General features: G+C 72.7%; 15 protein-coding genes. 5 read left to right on the top strand and 10 right to left on the bottom strand.

Annotated elements, in window-relative coordinates; genetic code table 11:
- Window positions 1–31: 31 nt before the first annotated feature.
- Both BMZ82_RS02805 and BMZ82_RS02800 read right to left on the bottom strand, forming a co-directional pair.
- Window positions 32–682 carry a DedA family protein gene (locus BMZ82_RS02805; RefSeq protein ID WP_093771271.1) on the bottom strand — a complete coding sequence of 217 codons (651 nt, stop codon included), beginning with the start codon at window positions 680–682 and terminating at the stop codon, window positions 32–34.
- Window positions 683–887: 205 nt separating this feature from the next.
- Window positions 888–2882, bottom strand: coding sequence for an RICIN domain-containing protein (locus tag BMZ82_RS02800; RefSeq protein ID WP_093771838.1), 1995 nt, complete (start codon window positions 2880–2882; stop codon window positions 888–890).
- Window positions 2883–3357: 475 nt separating this feature from the next.
- On the opposite strand from BMZ82_RS02800, the gene galU reads away from it, so the two are divergent.
- On the top strand, window positions 3358–4290 hold the full coding sequence (gene galU / locus BMZ82_RS02795; protein WP_371270972.1) for a UTP--glucose-1-phosphate uridylyltransferase GalU: 933 nt from the start codon (window positions 3358–3360) through the stop codon (window positions 4288–4290).
- Between the two features lie 9 nt (window positions 4291–4299).
- Here the strand turns inward: galU and BMZ82_RS02790 are convergent, their stop codons facing one another.
- A complete protein-coding gene (locus BMZ82_RS02790) occupies window positions 4300–4737 on the bottom strand; it encodes a DUF4442 domain-containing protein (protein ID WP_093771267.1) in 438 nt (145 codons plus the stop codon).
- 98 nt (window positions 4738–4835) lie between these two features.
- Here BMZ82_RS02790 and BMZ82_RS02785 point away from each other — a divergent pair, with 98 nt between their 5' ends.
- Window positions 4836–5948, top strand: a complete 1113-nt coding sequence (locus BMZ82_RS02785; RefSeq protein WP_093771266.1) for a DUF8017 domain-containing protein — start codon at window positions 4836–4838, stop codon at window positions 5946–5948.
- 91 nt (window positions 5949–6039) lie between these two features.
- On the top strand, window positions 6040–7362 hold the full coding sequence (locus BMZ82_RS02780; protein ID WP_093771834.1) for an MFS transporter: 1323 nt from the start codon (window positions 6040–6042) through the stop codon (window positions 7360–7362).
- A 16-nt stretch (window positions 7363–7378) separates the two neighbouring features.
- Here BMZ82_RS02780 and BMZ82_RS02775 read toward each other — a convergent pair whose 3' ends face one another.
- Together BMZ82_RS02775 and tuf are read right to left on the bottom strand one after the other, a co-directional pair.
- Window positions 7379–8170 (bottom strand): spermidine synthase, encoded by a 792-nt coding sequence (locus BMZ82_RS02775; protein WP_093771836.1) that lies wholly within the window; start codon window positions 8168–8170, stop codon window positions 7379–7381.
- A 112-nt stretch (window positions 8171–8282) separates the two neighbouring features.
- Window positions 8283–9452 carry an elongation factor Tu gene (tuf, locus tag BMZ82_RS02770; protein WP_093771264.1) on the bottom strand — a complete coding sequence of 390 codons (1170 nt, stop codon included), beginning with the start codon at window positions 9450–9452 and terminating at the stop codon, window positions 8283–8285.
- Window positions 9453–9846: 394 nt separating this feature from the next.
- Here tuf and BMZ82_RS02765 point away from each other — a divergent pair, with 394 nt between their 5' ends.
- Complete coding sequence (locus BMZ82_RS02765) at window positions 9847–10644, top strand: TVP38/TMEM64 family protein (RefSeq protein ID WP_093771262.1); 798 nt, start codon at window positions 9847–9849, stop codon at window positions 10642–10644.
- Between the two features lie 11 nt (window positions 10645–10655).
- On the opposite strand, the gene BMZ82_RS02760 is transcribed toward BMZ82_RS02765, so the two are convergent.
- Window positions 10656–11834: a thiolase family protein gene (locus tag BMZ82_RS02760; RefSeq protein WP_093771260.1), complete on the bottom strand. Its 1179-nt coding sequence runs from the start codon at window positions 11832–11834 to the stop codon at window positions 10656–10658.
- 144 nt (window positions 11835–11978) lie between these two features.
- Between BMZ82_RS02760 and BMZ82_RS02755 the strand changes: the two genes are divergently transcribed.
- Window positions 11979–12470, top strand: coding sequence for a winged helix-turn-helix transcriptional regulator (locus BMZ82_RS02755; protein ID WP_093771258.1), 492 nt, complete (start codon window positions 11979–11981; stop codon window positions 12468–12470).
- Here BMZ82_RS02755 and BMZ82_RS02750 read toward each other — a convergent pair.
- From BMZ82_RS02750 to BMZ82_RS02735, 4 genes are all read right to left on the bottom strand, one after another.
- Complete coding sequence (locus tag BMZ82_RS02750) at window positions 12467–13177, bottom strand: hypothetical protein (RefSeq protein WP_256251723.1); 711 nt, start codon at window positions 13175–13177, stop codon at window positions 12467–12469. The genes BMZ82_RS02755 and BMZ82_RS02750 overlap by 4 nt on opposite strands.
- Window positions 13178–13259: 82 nt before the next feature.
- Entirely contained in the window at window positions 13260–13982 is a 723-nt protein-coding gene (locus tag BMZ82_RS02745; RefSeq protein WP_371270967.1) for a cupin domain-containing protein, read from the bottom strand.
- A complete protein-coding gene (locus BMZ82_RS02740) occupies window positions 13976–14905 on the bottom strand; it encodes a DUF6807 domain-containing protein (protein WP_093771256.1) in 930 nt (309 codons plus the stop codon). The genes BMZ82_RS02745 and BMZ82_RS02740 overlap by 7 nt, the downstream gene beginning before the upstream one ends.
- Entirely contained in the window at window positions 14902–16122 is a 1221-nt protein-coding gene (locus BMZ82_RS02735) for a Gfo/Idh/MocA family protein (RefSeq protein WP_093771255.1), read from the bottom strand. The genes BMZ82_RS02740 and BMZ82_RS02735 overlap by 4 nt, the downstream gene beginning before the upstream one ends.
- Between the last annotated feature and the right edge of the window lie 263 nt (window positions 16123–16385).

The raw sequence follows: 16385 nt of genomic DNA, 5'->3' as shown, positions 1-16385 counted from the left end.
CGCGGGGAGGGCACGGGCGGGGCCCGGGGAACTACTCGGCAGCCGCCACCGTCTCCGCCTCGGCCTCCCGTGAAGCACCCTGCGCCTGCTTGGCCTTGCGCTTGATGATCAGCATCGACGCCACGCCGATCAGCACCGCGAGGACCAGGCCCAGCCACGAGAAACGCTTCAGCCAGGCCTCCGCGACGACGCCCACGTAGTAGATGACGGCCGTCGTGCCGCCCGCCCACACGATGCCGCCGAGGATGTTGGCGGTGAGGAACTTCCAGTACGGCATGTGCAGGACGCCCGCGAGCGGGCCGGCGAAGATGCGCAGCAGGGCGACGAAGCGGCCGAAGAAGACGGCCCACATGCCCCACTTCTCGAAGGACCGCTCGGCGGTGGCGATGTGCCCCTCGCTGAAGTGCCTGGGGAACTTCGCGCCGAGCCAGGCCAGCAGCGGGCGTCCGCCCCTGCGGCCGATGGCGTAGCCGATGGAGTCGCCGATCACCGCGCCCGCGGTGGCGCACGCGCCGAGGACGACGGGGTTGATGCCGCCGTGCTGGGAGGACAGCAGCGCGGCCGAGACCAGGATGATCTCGCCCGGCAGCGGGATGCCGAGGCTCTCGAGCCCGATGACCAGGCCGACCACGGCGTAGACGGCGGCCGCGGGCACCGTGTCGAGCCACTCCTGCACGTGCACCGCGGGTTCCTCCCGTTTGACGTCTGCCGTCCCTTGGCAGCCCTGCGTATCGGGGAAGCCTACCGGGTCGGCCGAACCCGACCCGGATCAGAACGAGACAACGAGGGGACGAACGGCAAGGGGCGACGGAACGAGAAGGAGGGGCCGCTCCCCTCGGGCGGCCCCTCCTTCGGTCGTGCGGTCGTGCGGTCCTTCAGTTGGCGGCTCAGGTGCCGAGGGGCTTGGTCGCGTTCGCGACGGTCTCACCGAGTGCGCCGACTACGCGCGGCACCTCGGCCGAGGCCTTGACGGCGTCCTGGAGGACGGCGGAGACCGCCGGTCCGGCCGGGGCGGGCGAGGCGGGCGCGGAGTCGCAGCAGTCCACCTGGGCGGACCGCGTCCTGAACTCCGGTGCGGACGGGGCGGGTTCGCCCGGCGCCGGGGCCGCGTCGCGGGCGCGGGGCGGCGCGCCGGGCGCTGCCGGGGGCGCCGGGCGGTCCGCGCTTCCCGGGACACCCGGGGCGGGCGGGTTTCCCTGAGCGCCCGGGGCGGGCGGCTGGGGGGCCTGTCGTACCTCCGGGCCGGGTGGCCCGGCCGTCGCCGCGGCCCTGTCGAACACCCACCGCTGCTCTGCGGACCCGTCCCGCGTGGCGACGACGACCGTCCTCGATCCGTCCGCTCGGCGTGCGACGACCAGGTCGCCGTCCTGGCGCAGCAGGAGTTCACCGCGGACGGTCAGGTCGAAGAACGTCTCACCGGCGTGCACCAGGCACGAGGCCAGGGCGGTCGTACGGCGGCCGGGGTCGGCGGTCAGGCAGAGCGTCGGGGCGGCGGCGCTGTGCAGCTCCCCGTCCTCCTGGTACGACCACTGCTGGGACGCGGCCGACGAGCACGCCGCCAGGACGATGCCCACTCCGGCCTCGGTCCGCCCGCCGGCGGCGTCGAGGCAGTACCCGGTGTCCGGGCTGCGCAGGCTGCCCTGGGCGACACCGGCGGAACCGGAACCGGAATCGGCCCCGGAGCCGGCCCTCGAAGCGGGCCCGGAGGCGGAGGCGGACGTCGGGAAACCGGCGGGCGGGGTGTCGGCGGAGCCGCCCGGGACGCCGCGTCCGTCGACGCCGGGGGTGTTGGGCCCGCCGACCGGCGCGCCCCAGGTGGCGCCGGGTGCGGGGGCACCGCCGCCGTCGGACCAGCCCGTGGCCACGAAGACGGTCGCGACCAGCGCGAGGGAGGTCAGGCCCACGCCCACGAGCACGGCCTTGGGCCGTCTGACCGGCAGGTCGAGCACGCCCGCGACGGCGGTGCGATGCCGGCCGACCCCCACGGACTGACGCGCCCCACCGGGCTGACGTGCCGCGTCGGGCCGGGCCGGTGCGTCGGCGGCTGCCAGGCGTCCGGGGCGCGACTCGAGGTAGCGGCGGGCGCCCCAGCCGAGCACGGTCTCGGCGAGCAGCACGTCCAGTCCGCCGTCGAAGTGGCTGAGCTGTTCGGCGGCGTGCCGGCAGAACCGGCAGTGCGCGAGATGCTCCCGGACATCGGGCAGCAGGGTTCCGCCGCGGCGCAGCGGAACGTCGAGGAGACGGGAGTGGAAACGGCATTCGCTCGTCGGCGCGAGTTCCCGGTGGGCGCGTACAACGCCCGCCCGGAATTGTTCCCGCGCCTGTTCCAGGACCGCCGTCGCGGTGACGCCGTCCACACCTGACAGACCAGCCGGTACGGATATGAGTTCCGCCTCCACCTCCGTGTGCCACAAGAGGCATTGGGAGGCGGTCGGGAGCAACTGGAAAGCGCGCTCGGCGAGTTGCCGCCTTTCGGGCGTCACCGGCCGCGCCGCGCGCAGGCCGCGGCCGCCGGTGGTTTTCCGCAGCTCCGGCAGCACGGCTGAAACTCCGTCAGCACCGGCCCATTTCCGGACCGTCTCCCGTACGGCGACGAGGAGTTGGGGGCGCAGGGCGCCGCCGCCGGTGCGCCCGTCCGCCAGTCGGCCGAGCACTTCGTGGAACGCGGCGGCGGCCACGAGCCGCCCCGTGTCCTCGGTGCCGGCCAGGCAGACCGTCGCGTAGTCGTGGGCCGCCTGCCAGTGGCGGGCGAAGAGCAGGGCGACCGCGCGGGACCGTTCGTCGGAGTCGGCCAGCCGGGCGGCGAGTTGGGGGTCGGAATCCCCGGGGGTCCATCCGGGGCGAGGGGGGTAGGGCGGGCGTGGGGGGTTGGGGGAATGCACGGAACCCTTTCCTTCCAAGTCGACGAACGGCACGGAAAGCACGTCGTCGGAAAGCAGGTGCCTGATTGGTGCGTACCTTGGGCCTGACCAGGCATGTTGACCTGATCCAGCCCATTTGTAAGGGGAGGCTCACCTTCGCACACGTGACTCATAGGAAACAAGGAGTTCGAGTGAATCAAATTCAAGACACAGAGATTTGACGCGAGTTACCGGACGGTATCCGCACCCGCATTCGAAAGGCAGCGGAAGGCAGGATTCAACTTGTGTGCAAGAAAAGCCGGATGGCACACGAAATCTCCAATTTCCGGCCCCGACACTCCCCACCGCGAGGTACTGCGCGGTGTACTGCGCGGTGCCGTGCGCTGCCGCGCGGGTACCGTGTCACGCAGCGCCCTGCCGCGCCGGAACGGCCCCCACAGGAATCTCAGAGGTGACTCCCGGCGTACTCCCATCCCGGTGGGCCAGCATGATCCGCATGAGCGCCTCCCACTCCGCACGCACCGTCCGCAAAGCAGTCGTCCCGGCCGCCGGCCTCGGCACCCGCTTCCTGCCGGCCACCAAGGCGACCCCGAAGGAGATGCTGCCGGTCGTCGACAAGCCGGCCATCCAGTACGTCGTGGAAGAGGCGGCCGCCGCCGGTCTGGACGACGTCCTGATGGTCACCGGTCGGCACAAGCGGGCCATCGAGGACCACTTCGACCACGCCTTCGAGCTGGAGCAGGCGCTCGCCGCCAAGGGCGACACCGTGCGGCTGGACGCGGTGCGCGACCCGGCCCGGCTCGCCGACATCCACCACATCCGGCAGGGCGACCCGCTCGGCCTCGGGCACGCGGTGCTGTGCGCCCGCCACCACGTCGGCGACCAGCCGTTCGCCGTGCTCCTCGGCGACGACCTCATCGACCCGCGCGAGACGCTGCTGAGCCAGATGCTCGACGTCCGCGACCGGTACGACGGCAGCGTGGTCGCGCTGATGGAGGTCCCGCCGGAGCAGGTCCACCTCTACGGCTGCGCGGCCGTTAAGCCGTCCGGCGAGGACGGGGTCGTGCGCGTCACCGGGCTGGTGGAGAAGCCCGCGCGCGAGGACGCGCCGAGCCGGTACGCGGTCATCGGGCGCTATGTCCTCGACCCGGCCGTCTTCGACGTCCTGGAGCGCACCGCGCCGGGTCGCGGCGGCGAGATCCAGCTCACCGACGCCCTCCAGGAACTCGCCGCGGGCGGCACGGTCCACGGCGTCGTCTTCTCCGGCCGCCGCTACGACACCGGCGACAAGGCCGACTACCTGCGCACGGTCGTCCGCCTGGCCTGCGAACGCGCCGACCTGGGCCCGGAGTTCGTGTCCTGGCTCAAGGAGTTCGTGGCGAGCCTGGAGAACGGCGACGACGCACAGCGGGAGCGACTGGCGGCCTGACCGCGTCGTTCAGCCGTTGGGGCGCAGGGTCCAGATCACGGTCATCTCGCCGGTGACGGCGCCGTCGGCGCGGCGGATCTCGATCGCGACCGGGAACTCGGGGCGCTCCCCCGCGTCGAGTTGGGCGACGACCTCGGCGGCCGGGCGGCCCAGCGTCGCGGTGGCCGTGACCGCGCCCATGGCCAGCTTGCGGTAGGCGATCTCGGCGCCGACGGCGAGCGGCACGGCGCGGGAAAGCTGGTCGCCGAACGCGGCGAGGACGATCGCGCCGCTGGCGGACTCGCCGAGCGTGAACATCGCGCCGGCGTGCGGCCCGCCGACGTGGTTGTGGAACTCGCCCTGGTCCGGCAGGGCGACCACGGCCCGCTCCGGACCGGCCTCGAGGAACTCGAGGTGCAGGGTCCGGGCCATGGGCACGGTGGCGGCGAGCAGCTCGCCGATGGACATCTGGTCTGCGCTCACGACCACGATGTTACCCGTGAGTAGCTTCGGCTGGCCAGACCGGTGTGGTGACCGTGTCCCCGACGGCATTAGGGTTTCTGGCCATGTGGCCAGGACAGCAGCCGCCCGGGGGAGAGCAGAACCCGCAGGCGCAGAACAATCCGTACCAGCAGCCCGGATACCAGCAGCCGGGGTACCAACAGCCGGGACAGCAACAGCCGAATCCGTATCAGCAGCCCGGCTACCAGCAGCAGCCCAACCCCTATGCCCAGCCGCCCGCGCAGCCACCGGGGCAGCCCCCGCAGTGGGGCGCCCCGTCGCCCGTGGGCGGGCCCACGCCTCCGCCCGGCGGCGGCAACGGGGGCGGTGGCGGCGGCAACCGGACGAAACTGGTCGCGATCGTCGCGGCCTCGGCCGTCGTGGTGACCGCCGGTGTCACCGGGTTCCTGGTGCTGAGCGGCGACGATGACGGCCCGTCCGACGTGAGCAAGGCCAGCGCGAGCCCCAAGGCCTCCACGTCCGCCTCCCCTTCGGCTTCCGACTCGTCGGCCTCCGGCTCCTCCTCGTCCGGCACGGACGACAACCCGCGCGGCACCGAGACCCAGAAGCCGACCGTCGCCGGCTGGAAGGTCGTCGTCAACCCCAAGTGGGGCATCGCCTTCGACGTGCCGGCCGACTGGGAGGTCCAGTCGCCGGGGCTCAGCCAGGGCTTCGAGTGGGAGGACAAGACGAAGCCCGACGGCTACGACCGGATCCTTCAGTCGGGCACGGCCGACTTCAAGTCGAAGTGGTGCTCCACCGACTCCGACAAGGACGGCAAGACCGACGACACGGCGCTGGCCAAGGTCGGCACCAAGGGCGCCGACGGGGCCAAGACCACCGACGAGATCGCGATCAACACGCCCGCCTGGTGGGTCTTCGGCGGCTACACCGAGCCGGACAAGAAGAGCATCACCTTCGACAAGAAGGCCACCGCCTTCACCACCGCCTCCGGCATCCAGGGCAGTTACGCCTGGGCGCAGTCGACGAACACGCCCCAGAAGGGCAAGTGCGACAGCGACGGCAAAGCGATCACGTTCGGCTTCAAGAACTCCAACGGCGACTACGTGTCGTGGAACTGGTACGGCGCGAAGGGCGTGAAGGACGAGGTCCCGAAGGCCACGATCATGCAGATCCTCAGCACCGTACGGCTGAACGGGACGCCGACGGAGAACTAGCCGCGGACGACGGCTAATCCGTTTGGCACGTCGGAGGCGCGGCGGGGATAGTCGGCCGGTGACCCCACCCACCGAGCCCAGCAAAGCCGAAATAACAGCCGCACCCGCCGAGACGGCGGTCGGTCCCCGTCGCCGTCGTCGTCGCCGTCCGCGCAGACCTGCCTGGGCGGGCCGCAACTACAGCCTGCTGACCGCCGCCGCGTTCGTGACGAGCCTCGGCAGTCATGGTGCGCTCATCGCCGCCGCGTTCGCCGTCCTGGAGTCGGGCGGCGACGGCGGCGACGTGGGTCTGGTGGCGGCGGCGCGCACGCTGCCGCTGGTGCTGTTCCTGCTGATCGGCGGGGCGGTGGCCGACCGGCTGCCGCGGCACCGGGTGATGGTCGCGGCCAACGCCCTCAACTTCCTGTCGCAGGGCGCGTTCGCCGCTCTCGTCCTGCTGGGCGAGCCGCGGCTGTGGCAGATGATGCTGCTCACCGCGCTCGGCGGCACCGGCCAGGCGTTCTTCTCCCCCGCGGCCGAGGGCATGCTGCTGTCCTCGGTGCGGGGCGAGCAGGCCGGGCGGGCGTTCGCGGTGTTCCGGATGGCGATACAGGGGGCGGGCCTCGGCGGCGCGGCCCTCGGCGGCGCGATGGTCGCGGTGATCGGCCCGGGCTGGGTGCTCGCCGCGGACGCCGTCGCGTTCGCGGTCGCCGGCTCGCTGCGCGCGTTCCTCGACGTACGGCACATTCCGCGGCGCGAGCCGGGCGGCGGTCTGCTGGCCGATCTCCGGGAGGGCTGGCGGGAGTTCAGCAGCCGGCCGTGGCTGTGGGGCATCGTGCTGCAGTTCTCAATCGCCAACGCGGTCGTCGGCGCCGCCCAGGCGGTCTACGGGCCACTGGTCGCCCGGGACCACCTCGGCGGGGCGGCCCCCTGGGGCCTCGCCCTGGGCCTCTTCGGCGCGGGCACGGTGGCCGGGGCGCTCCTGATGACCCGTTGGAAACCACGCCGCCCGCTCCTCGCCGGCACCCTCTGCGTCTTCCCGCTGGCCCTCCCCTCCGCCGCACTGGCGCTGCCGGTGCCGCTCGGCGTGCTGTGCGCGGTGATGTTCCTGACCGGCGTCACCGTGGAGGTGTTCGGCGTGTCCTGGATGACCACGCTGCATCAGGAGATCAGCGAGGACAAGCTGTCGCGGGTCTCCGCCTACGACTGGTTCGGCTCGGTCGCCCTGGTGCCACTGGCGACGGCGCTGGCGGGCCCGGCGGAGGGCGTCTTCGGCCGCGCGCCGTCCCTGTGGGGCTGCGCCGGGCTCGTCGTGGCGGTGACGGCGGCGGTCCTGTGCGTACCGGAGGTACGGAACCTGACCCGGCGTACGCAGCCGGTGCCGCGCGGCACGCCGACGGGGGACGCGGATCAGGAGCAGACGTACGCGACCTGACGGCCCGTTCCACCGTTCAGCCGATGCCGAACGCGCCCTCGGGTGGTACGGGCGACGGTACGGCGTCCTCGTCCCGTACCGGGCGCGCGTCGCCGATGAAACGGCGCAGGCCGGAGCCGTACTCCACGCGGGCCGGGAACGCGTCGGCGGCGGTGCGGCGGGCCAGGGCGGTCACGTCGAGCGGGTGGTGCGCGGCGACGAGCACGGCGTTGCCGAACCGGCGGCCGCGCAGGACCGCCGGTTCGGCGATGAGCACCAGTTCCTCGAACACCTCGGCCAGGTTGGCGAGTTGGGACCGCAGGAAGCCGAAGGGCGCCCCGTCGGCGAGGTTCGCCAGATAGACGCCGTCGCCGCGCAGGACCCGTCCGGCCTGCTGAGCGTAGGTGAGGGACGTGAGGTGGGCGGGGACGCGGGAGCCGCCGAAGACGTCGGCGACGAGCGCGTCGGCGGAGCCGTCCGGGGCCGCCTCCAGCCAGGCCCGCGCGTCGGCGGCGTGCAGCGCGACGCCCGCCGCGGCCGGCACGGGCAGGTGCTCGGCGACCAGGTCCAGCAGACCTCGGTCGAACTCGACGACGTCCTGCCGGGAGTCCGGCCGGGTCGCCGCCAGGTACCGGGGCAGGGTGAGGGCACCGCCGCCGAGATGCAGCACGTCCAGCGGACGGCCCGGCTCGGCGACGGTGTCCAGGACGTGCCCGAGACGCCGCGTGTACTCGAACTCCAGGTACGTCGGGTCGTCCAGGTCGACGTACGACTGCGGCGCCCCGTCGACGGTCAGCAGCCAGGCCCGGGCCCGGTCGACGTCGGGCATCAGCTTGGCGGTGCCGTGGTCGACGTCTCGGGTGACAGGTATGGGCTCGTCGTCGTTCACCGGCCCATTTTCGCATCGCGAAAGGGCGCCGGGGACGCGGACGGCCCCGCCGTCACAGCACGGCGGTCACGGTCCCCGCCCCCACGGTCCGCCCGCCCTCACGAATCGCGAACCCGAGACCGGGCTCCAACGGCACCTCGCGCCCCAGCTCGACGGTCATGACGACCCGCTCCCCTGGCCGCGCCACGGCGACCTCGCCGAGGTCCACGTCCCCGACGACGTCCGCGGTACGGATGTAGAACTGCGGCCGGTACCCGGTCGAGACCGGCGTCGTACGGCCGCCCTCCCGCGCCGACAGCACATACACCTGCGCCGAGAACCGCCGCCGGGGCACCACGCTCCCCGGCGCCACCACCACGTGCCCCCGCCGCACCGCGTCACGCGGCACACCGCGCAGCAGCAGCGCGACGCTGTCCCCGGCCTGGGCCTCCGCCATGGGCCTGCCGAACGTCTCCAGGCCGGTCACGACGCTCTCCACGCCCGCGCCGAGCACGTCGACCCGCTCGCCGACGCGGACCGTGCCCCGCTCCACCGCGCCGGTGACGACGGTCCCCCGCCCGGTGATGGTGAGCACGTTCTCGACGGACAGCAGGAACGGCGCGTCCACATACCGCTCGGGCATCGGCACGTACGTGTCGACCGCGTCGAGCAGCGCGTCGATCGACGCCGTCCACCGCTCCTCGCCGGCCAGGGCCTTCAGCCCGGAGACCCGTACGACGGGCGCGGAGTCGCCGCCGTAGCCGTGCTCGGTGAGCAGGTCGCGGACCTCCAGCTCGACGAGGTCGAGCAGCTCCTCGTCACCCGCGTCGGCCTTGTTGAGGGCGACGACGATGTGGTCGACCCCCACCTGCCGGGCGAGCAGGACGTGTTCGGCGGTCTGCGGCATGATCCCGTCGAGCGCGGAGACGACGAGGATCGCCCCGTCGAGCTGCGATGCGCCAGTGACCATGTTCTTGATGAAGTCGGCGTGGCCCGGCATGTCGACGTGCGCGTAGTGCCGGGTGTCGGTCTCGTACTCGACGTGCGCGATGTTGATGGTGATGCCGCGCGCGGCCTCCTCGGGGGCGCGGTCGATCCGGTCGAACGGCACGAACGTGCCGGTGCCGCGGTCGGCGAGGACCTTGGTGATGGCGGCGGTCAGGGTGGTCTTGCCGTGGTCCACGTGACCCATGGTGCCGATGTTCAGGTGCGGCTTGGTCCGCACGTAAGCGGTCTTGGGCATGGCTGTACCTCGAAGCGTGTCCGGAGGGAGTTCCGTCAGGAAGCGGGGACCCCGAGAAGCCGGCCGACCCTCCCCCTGCGGGGTCCGCCGGACGATCCGGAGAGGGTCAGCTTCGGGCGCCGCCGACGGCGGCCACGAGGAGCGGGACGGCAGCCTTCGGCGCATCCGCGACTGCGGACGCTGCGTGCGGGAAGGCGTACCGGAACATGGGCCGATCATCTCCGACGGTTCGTCCGGCGTCGAATGGTTTTCGCCCCGTCGAGGACCGGATCGAGGAGCGGATCGGGGAGGGGATCGGGGAGGGGTGTCCGGCGGGCCGATCGTGGCCGCGCCTGTGGCGGTCCTGTGCAGACCATACGGCGATCACACGTGTCCGTCCGTTACTGTCGCGGGCATGCTCGATGCCACCACCCACTCTGGGGGCACCGCCACGGCCTCACCCCGGGCCACCGCCACGGAGCTCGCCGTCCCCGCACTCGCTCCGGTGCCGGTCACCACGTCCGTCGCCGCACCCGGCGGCCTCGCCGCGCGCTGCACGAGCGTGCTCCTGTCGCCCTGGTCCCGGTTCGCGCTGCTGGTCGTGCTGCTCGCGGCGGCCGCGTCGAGCGTGCTGCTCTTCGAGCCGCAGAAGCTCCTCGCGGACGGCTGGCCACCGCAGTTGGGCGGCGTCTCGGCGGCCGCGGTCTTCGCGGTGGCGTACGGCCTGTGCACCGTGGCGTTCGTGCCGAGACCGCTGCTGAACCTGGCCGCGGGCGCGCTGTTCGGCACCCAGTGGGGCACCACCGCGTCGCTGGCTGGCACGGTGCTGGGGGCCGGGATCGCCTTCGGCCTCGGCCGCCTCCTCGGGCAGGACGCGCTACGACCCCTGCTGCGCGGCCGGCTGCTCAAGGCGGCGGACGGCCAGTTGAGCCGGCACGGCATGCGCTCGATGCTGGCCGCCCGGCTGTTCCCGGGGGTGCCGTTCTGGGCCGCGAACTACTGCGCCGCCGTCTCCCGCATGGGCTGGGTGTCCTTCCTGGTCGCGACCGCGCTGGGCTCGATCCCGAACACCGCCGCGTACGTCGTCGCCGGGGCCCGTGCCTCCTCCCCGACCTCGCCGGCCTTCCTGATCGCCATGGCCTGCATCGCCCTGCCGGCGGTCGGCGGCGCGGCGGTGGCCTGGCGCAAGCGCCACCACCTGCGCCGCGCCTGAGGCCGACGGCGTCACCCGGCCTCCAGGGTCTCCAACACCATCGCGTTGGCCAGCCCGCCCGCCTCGCACATGGTCTGGAGGGCGTACCGGGCACCCCGTTCGCGCATCGCGTGGACGAGCGTCGTCGTCAGCCGGGTGCCGCTCGCGCCCAGCGGATGCCCGAGCGCGATCGCGCCGCCGTGCACGTTGACCTTGGCGGGATCGGCCCCGGTCTCCTGCCGCCAGGCCAGGACGACGCTCGCGAAGGCCTCGTTGACCTCGAAGAGGTCGATGTCGTCGAGCCGCAGCCCGGCCCGGCGCAGCACCTTCTCGGTCGCCGGGATCACACCGGTCAGCATCAGCAGCGGATCCGAGCCGGTGACGGCGAAGCTGTGCAGCCGGGCCAGCGGGCGCAGCCCGAGCCGGGCGGCGGTCTCACCGGAGGTGATCAGCACGGCCGACGCGCCGTCGTTGACGGGGCTCGCGTTGCCCGCGGTGACGTTCCACTCGATCTGCGGGAAGCGCTCGGCGAAGGCCGGATCGTAGTAGGCGGGCCGGAGACCGGCGAGGATCTCGGGGGTGCTCCCGGGCCGTACGCACTCGTCCCGCGAGACTCCGTCCAGGGGCGCCACCTCGGCGTCGAACAGGCCCTGTTCCCAGGCCGCGGCGGCCTTGCGGTGCGAGGCGACGGCGAAGGCGTCCATCTGCTCCCGCGTGATCGACCACTTGGCGGCGATCAGCTCGGAGCTGATGCCCTGCGGAACGAGGCCCTCGGGGTAGCGGGCGGCGACGCCGGGGCCGAAGGGGTCCTTGCCGGGCGGCACGTTGGACCACATCGGCACCCGGCTCATCGACTCGACACCGCACGCGACGACGACGTCGTAAGCGCCCGCCATGACGCCCTGGGCGGCGAAGTGCACCGCCTGCTGGGAGGAGCCGCACTGCCGGTCGACGGTGGTCGCGGGGACCGTCTCCGGGAAGCCCGCCGAGAGCAGCGCGTACCGGGTGGTGTTCATGGCCTGCTCGCCGACCTGGTCGACGGTGCCGCCGATGACGTCGTCGATCAGCGCGGGATCGACACCGGAGCGCTCGACGAGGGTGCGCAGGGTGTGGGCGAGGAGTTCGACGGGGTGCACATGGGCGAGCGACCCGCTCGGCCTGCCCTTGCCGATCGGGGTGCGTACGGCTTCGACGATGACGGCGTCACGCATGGACGGGCCTCCGCGACTACTGGTGAGTAGCGAGTAGTGAGCACTGGGAAGTGAGTAGGAATTTCAAACTCACTCTAACCCAGAGGGTTGGAAAATCCAACTCATCTGGGTTTGTTTTTCCAACGCTCCCCTAGACTGGCTCGCATGGCCGCCACCAAGGACTCCAAAGACCCGCGCCCCTGCTCGATCGCCGACGCACTCGCCCTCGTCGGCGAGAAGTACTCCCTGCTCGTCCTGCGGGAGGTGTGTCTGGGCAACGGCCGCTTCGACCAGTTGGTGCGCAACATCGGCGCCCCGCGCGACATCCTGGCCACCCGGCTGCGCCGCCTCGTCGACGCCGGGATCCTGACCAGACGCGCCTACAGCGAGCGCCCGCAGCGCTTCGAGTACCGGGCCACGCAGGCGGGGCTCGAACTGGAACCGGTCCTGATGACGCTCATGGCATGGGGCGACCGCCACCTCCGTGAGGATGACGACCGCCCCATGGTGATCGAGCACATCTGCGGCAACGAACTGATCCCGGCGATCACCTGCTCGACCTGCGGCGAGGAGGTCCGGCACGAGGACATGACCGCCCACCCGCAGGCACCGGGGTGGACGGTGACAGGCCCGGCGGCGGGCCCCTCGGCCGCCTAGAGGGACCCCTGAGCCTCCAGCTTCCGGATCTGCGCGGAGACCAGCGCCTCCGGCACCGCCGCCCCGGAGCCGGTGCGGGTGCCGGTCGCGGTGAAGAACAGGACGACCGTGGCACCGCTGCGCACGACGACGAACGCGTCCGGGCTGTCCCGCTCGGTCTGTAGCGAGTAGGCGACGGCGTCGTCGCCGACATCGGGCGCGGTGGCGGACTTGGCGGTGGTGCGGGCGGGGACGCCGCCCTCGTAGGCGGTGCACGTCTTCAGTGCGGTGCGCAGTCCGCCGAGGACGCCCTGGGCGGCGGACGACCCGTCGTAGGCCATGAGGCCGATGGTGGTGGCCGAACCGGCCGTGGGGCCCGCGCCGGCGTAGGCGAGCAGGCCGGTGAACGCCTTGGGGCCCGGGTCGGGCGCGCCGGTGCGCATGTCCTCCAGCGGCTGGCAGTCCGCGGGCCGGGCCACGGAGTCGCCGTCGGGCTTCACGGGGAAGTCGGTGATCTGGAACCCGTCCACATCACCGCCGGTCAGCGCGGCCGACTTCAACTGGGCCTCGCCGAGCGGCCGGGCAGGAGCCGCCGAGGCCGACCCCGCCGTATCCGCAGCCGCGGAGGCCTTCGCATCGGCATCACTCCCGGTGCCCCCGCCGCCCCCGCATCCGGCCATCAGTGCCGCCGCGCAGAACACCGCTGCCGTCACCTTGATCCGCCGCACGTGCACACTCCCCGTTCACCGTTCCCGACATCGGGTCGATTGGATCATTCCGGCGGGAAAGGCCGCAGCGATATCGGTGAATCTACGCCGACGGCCACGCATACACGTCCAACCGCCCGCACATCCCGAACTTCCCGTATTCCGACGGCTGTTCGGCCCGTACGGCGGCCTCGGCGAGGTGGGAGACGTCGCCGTCCGCGAGCCGGTCGAGCTGCTCCCCCGTGGCCTGCGCCGCCGCCCGCGCCCCGCGCAGCCAGCGCTCACGCCACTCGGGCAGCCGGTGCCGTACGAGCGCGGCGGCGGCGCGGTGGAAGGCGGCCAGCCCCTCGGGGGCCTCGCGCAGCGCCCGGTAGCCCGTCAGCGCGAGGTCGCGCCGGGCGCGCGCGATCCTGGCCTGTTCCGCCTCCGGGGCGTCGGCCGGGATCGCGGTCGCGGCGGCGTACGTCTCGGGGTCGGTGAGGTACTCCGGGGGCAGGGTCAGTACGGCGTCGCCCGCCTCCGGCAGCCCGCTGTTCTGCATCAGTACGGTGATGCGCAGGTCGTCCTCGTTGACCAGCCGGTGGATGGTGCCCGGCGTGAACCAGGCGACCGTGCCGGGCGCGAGGGGCGTGACCTCGTACCCGGACGTCGTCAGGGTCTGCACCGCGCCGCGCCCGCCCGTGACGACGTACCCCTCCGAACAGGCCAGGTGCAGATGGGGAGTTCCACCGTGCGGACCGTCGGCGGCCGGCCAGTCGTACACGCACAGACGCGAGACGGCGACCCCGCCGGGCAGCCCCCGGTACGCGTCGGACGCGTTCACCACGGGTGCGTCTCCAGGTACCCGGCGATCTCCTCCCGCTCCCACGCGCCGTCGGCCACGACCACGCGGTAGCGGCGGGTGAGCGTGTCGCCGGGAGCGAGTTCGAGCTCGTCGAAGAAGGCCCAGGAGGGGGCGATGCCCGCGAAGGGCTCGTTGCGGACGAACCAGTGCGCGGGGTGGGCCCCTTGGGCACCGGAGTGGTCGTTCTCGGGGGCGTGCGCGAAGACGACGGTGGCGTGTCCGTCGGTGCCGTCGTGCTCGCCGGACAGCGCGAGCCAGGCGCTCTGCGAGGCCATCAGCCCGGGGCCCTCGCCGTCGGGTCCGATGATCCGGCCGTCCCGGAAGGCGCGCGGACCGCGCCAGAACAGGCCCGTGTAGCCGGCCAGTTCGCGCCCCGCGGTGGTCGGACTGCCGAAACGCAGCGGCTCGTCGCGGCGGTTGGTGACGGCGCTGGTCCAGGTCAGCGCCCACGAACCGGAGTCCGGGTCGACGTCGTGCACCTCGATCCGGCGCGCCTCCTGCGCCCACAGCTCACCGCCGTACGGATGCCAGGTCAGCCGCTCGGCGATGACGACCCGCCCGCCGTCGACGGACACCTCGTCGAAGCCGACGTGCGCCATCGACCCGACCCGCTCGGGAAGTTCGAGATATCCCTCGCCGTGGACGTACGAGTTCCCGCCCCACAGATTGGCGCCCGAGAGGTGGGAGGCGGTCAGCGACAGCCCCTTGTGCCAGCGGTGGTCGTTGGGCCGGTAGTCGGTGACGAGGTCGCCCTTGAGCGTCCGCAGCGGGTGGAGATACGGCTTCGGCGCCTCCCAGGCCGCCTCGGGCCGGTAGACGTAGGCGAGCAGCTCGACGCCGGTGACCGGGTCGGTCACCGTGATGCGGTCGCCAAGGGCATGGACGAGACGCAGGTCACCGGTCATGCGGGCACCTCCTCCACGTTCACCGTAGCCGTACCGGTGGCTGTACCCATGGCGGTGGCTGGGGCGGGTGCCCAGCCGGGGGCTCCGCCGTGCAGGGCCGTGTAGTACGGGTCGCCGGGCCCGACCTCGCCCCGCCGCACGGTCGTGTCCGTGAACGCCGACTTGTACAGCGCGGTGATCAGCTCCAGGCTGGTGCGCCCGTCCGCACCGCTGCTGCGCGGCCGCCGGCCGGCCCGCATGCTCGCGACCAGCTCGCGCAACTGCGCCAGGTGCGAGCTCGGGACGTCCGCGCCGAAGTCCTGCCAGGCCGCCGCCTGCTCGCCCGGGACGTCCGGGGCGGGGGTGATGCGCCAGTTGGCGTTGGAGTGGCCGTAGAGGTGGGTGAGTTCGACGGTGGCGCGCTCGCAGTCGATCCGAATACGGCTGACCTCGTCGGGGCTCAACACGCTGTTGACGACCGTGGCCATGGCCCCGCTCTCGAAGCGGACCAGGGCGGTGGAGACGTCCTCCGTCTCCACGTCGTGCACGAGCCGGGCGGCCATGGCCCGCACCTCGCTCCACGGTCCGAGGAGGTCCAGCAGAAGGTCCATCTGGTGAATCCCGTGGCCCATGGCGGGGCCGCCGCCCTCGGTCTGCCAGCGACCGCGCCAGGGCACGGCGTAGTAGGCGGCGTCGCGGTACCAGGTGGTCTGGCAGTGCGCGACGAGCGGCCGCCCGAGTGCCTGCTCGGCGAGCAGCCGCCGCACATGCCGCGACCCGGAACCGAAACGGTGCTGAAAGACGATCGAGGAGTACGGCCCGCTCTCCGCCCCTTCCTCCCCCTCCTCCGCCTGTACGGCGTCGTAGTCGGCGAGGGTCGGCACCGGCGGCTTCTCGCACCACACCCAGGCGCCGGCCCGCAGCGCGGCCACGCTCTGCTCGCGGTGCAGCGTCGGCGGGGTGCAGATGGTCACCAGGTCGGGGCGCTGCTCCGCCAGCATCCGCGCCAGATCGGTGTACCCGTGCGGAACACCGCCTTCCGCGCAGAACCTCTCGACGGCGGAGGCATCGATGTCAACGGCCGCCACCACCTCGGCCTCCCCCTCGGCGGCGAGCTGCCTGAGGGCGGGCAGATGAGAGCCACGACCGATGGCGCCGGTACCGACGATGGCGGCCCGGATACGACGCCCGGCGAGCGAAGCGCGCAGCGGAGCGGCCGGCCGACTGGATGGGGACATGGGCGGGATCAGCACTCCTCCGACGGACGGCCGAACGACCGGACGGACCAAAAACCGAGGGGAAAGCACCCGCCCCGTACACACAGCAAGCGCTTTCTCATCGGCAGCAACGTATGCGGCGGCCGGGCGACCGGTCAACCATGCGAGTGCGGGGCCTGTCCGGCGGGAGGGGCGGGAGTCGTGCGGCGGGTGTCCGTTGGGGGTGTTCGGGCCGGAGGGGCCGGGCCCGGGAGTGGGAAGGGTGCGGTCGGGCGGGAATGGTG

It is taken from the genome of Streptomyces sp. yr375 (genome assembly GCF_900110755.1).
Classification (GTDB): domain Bacteria; phylum Actinomycetota; class Actinomycetes; order Streptomycetales; family Streptomycetaceae; genus Streptomyces.
Note: the sequence above shows the minus strand (reverse complement) of the source record. Positions and strands in the feature narration are given on the sequence as shown.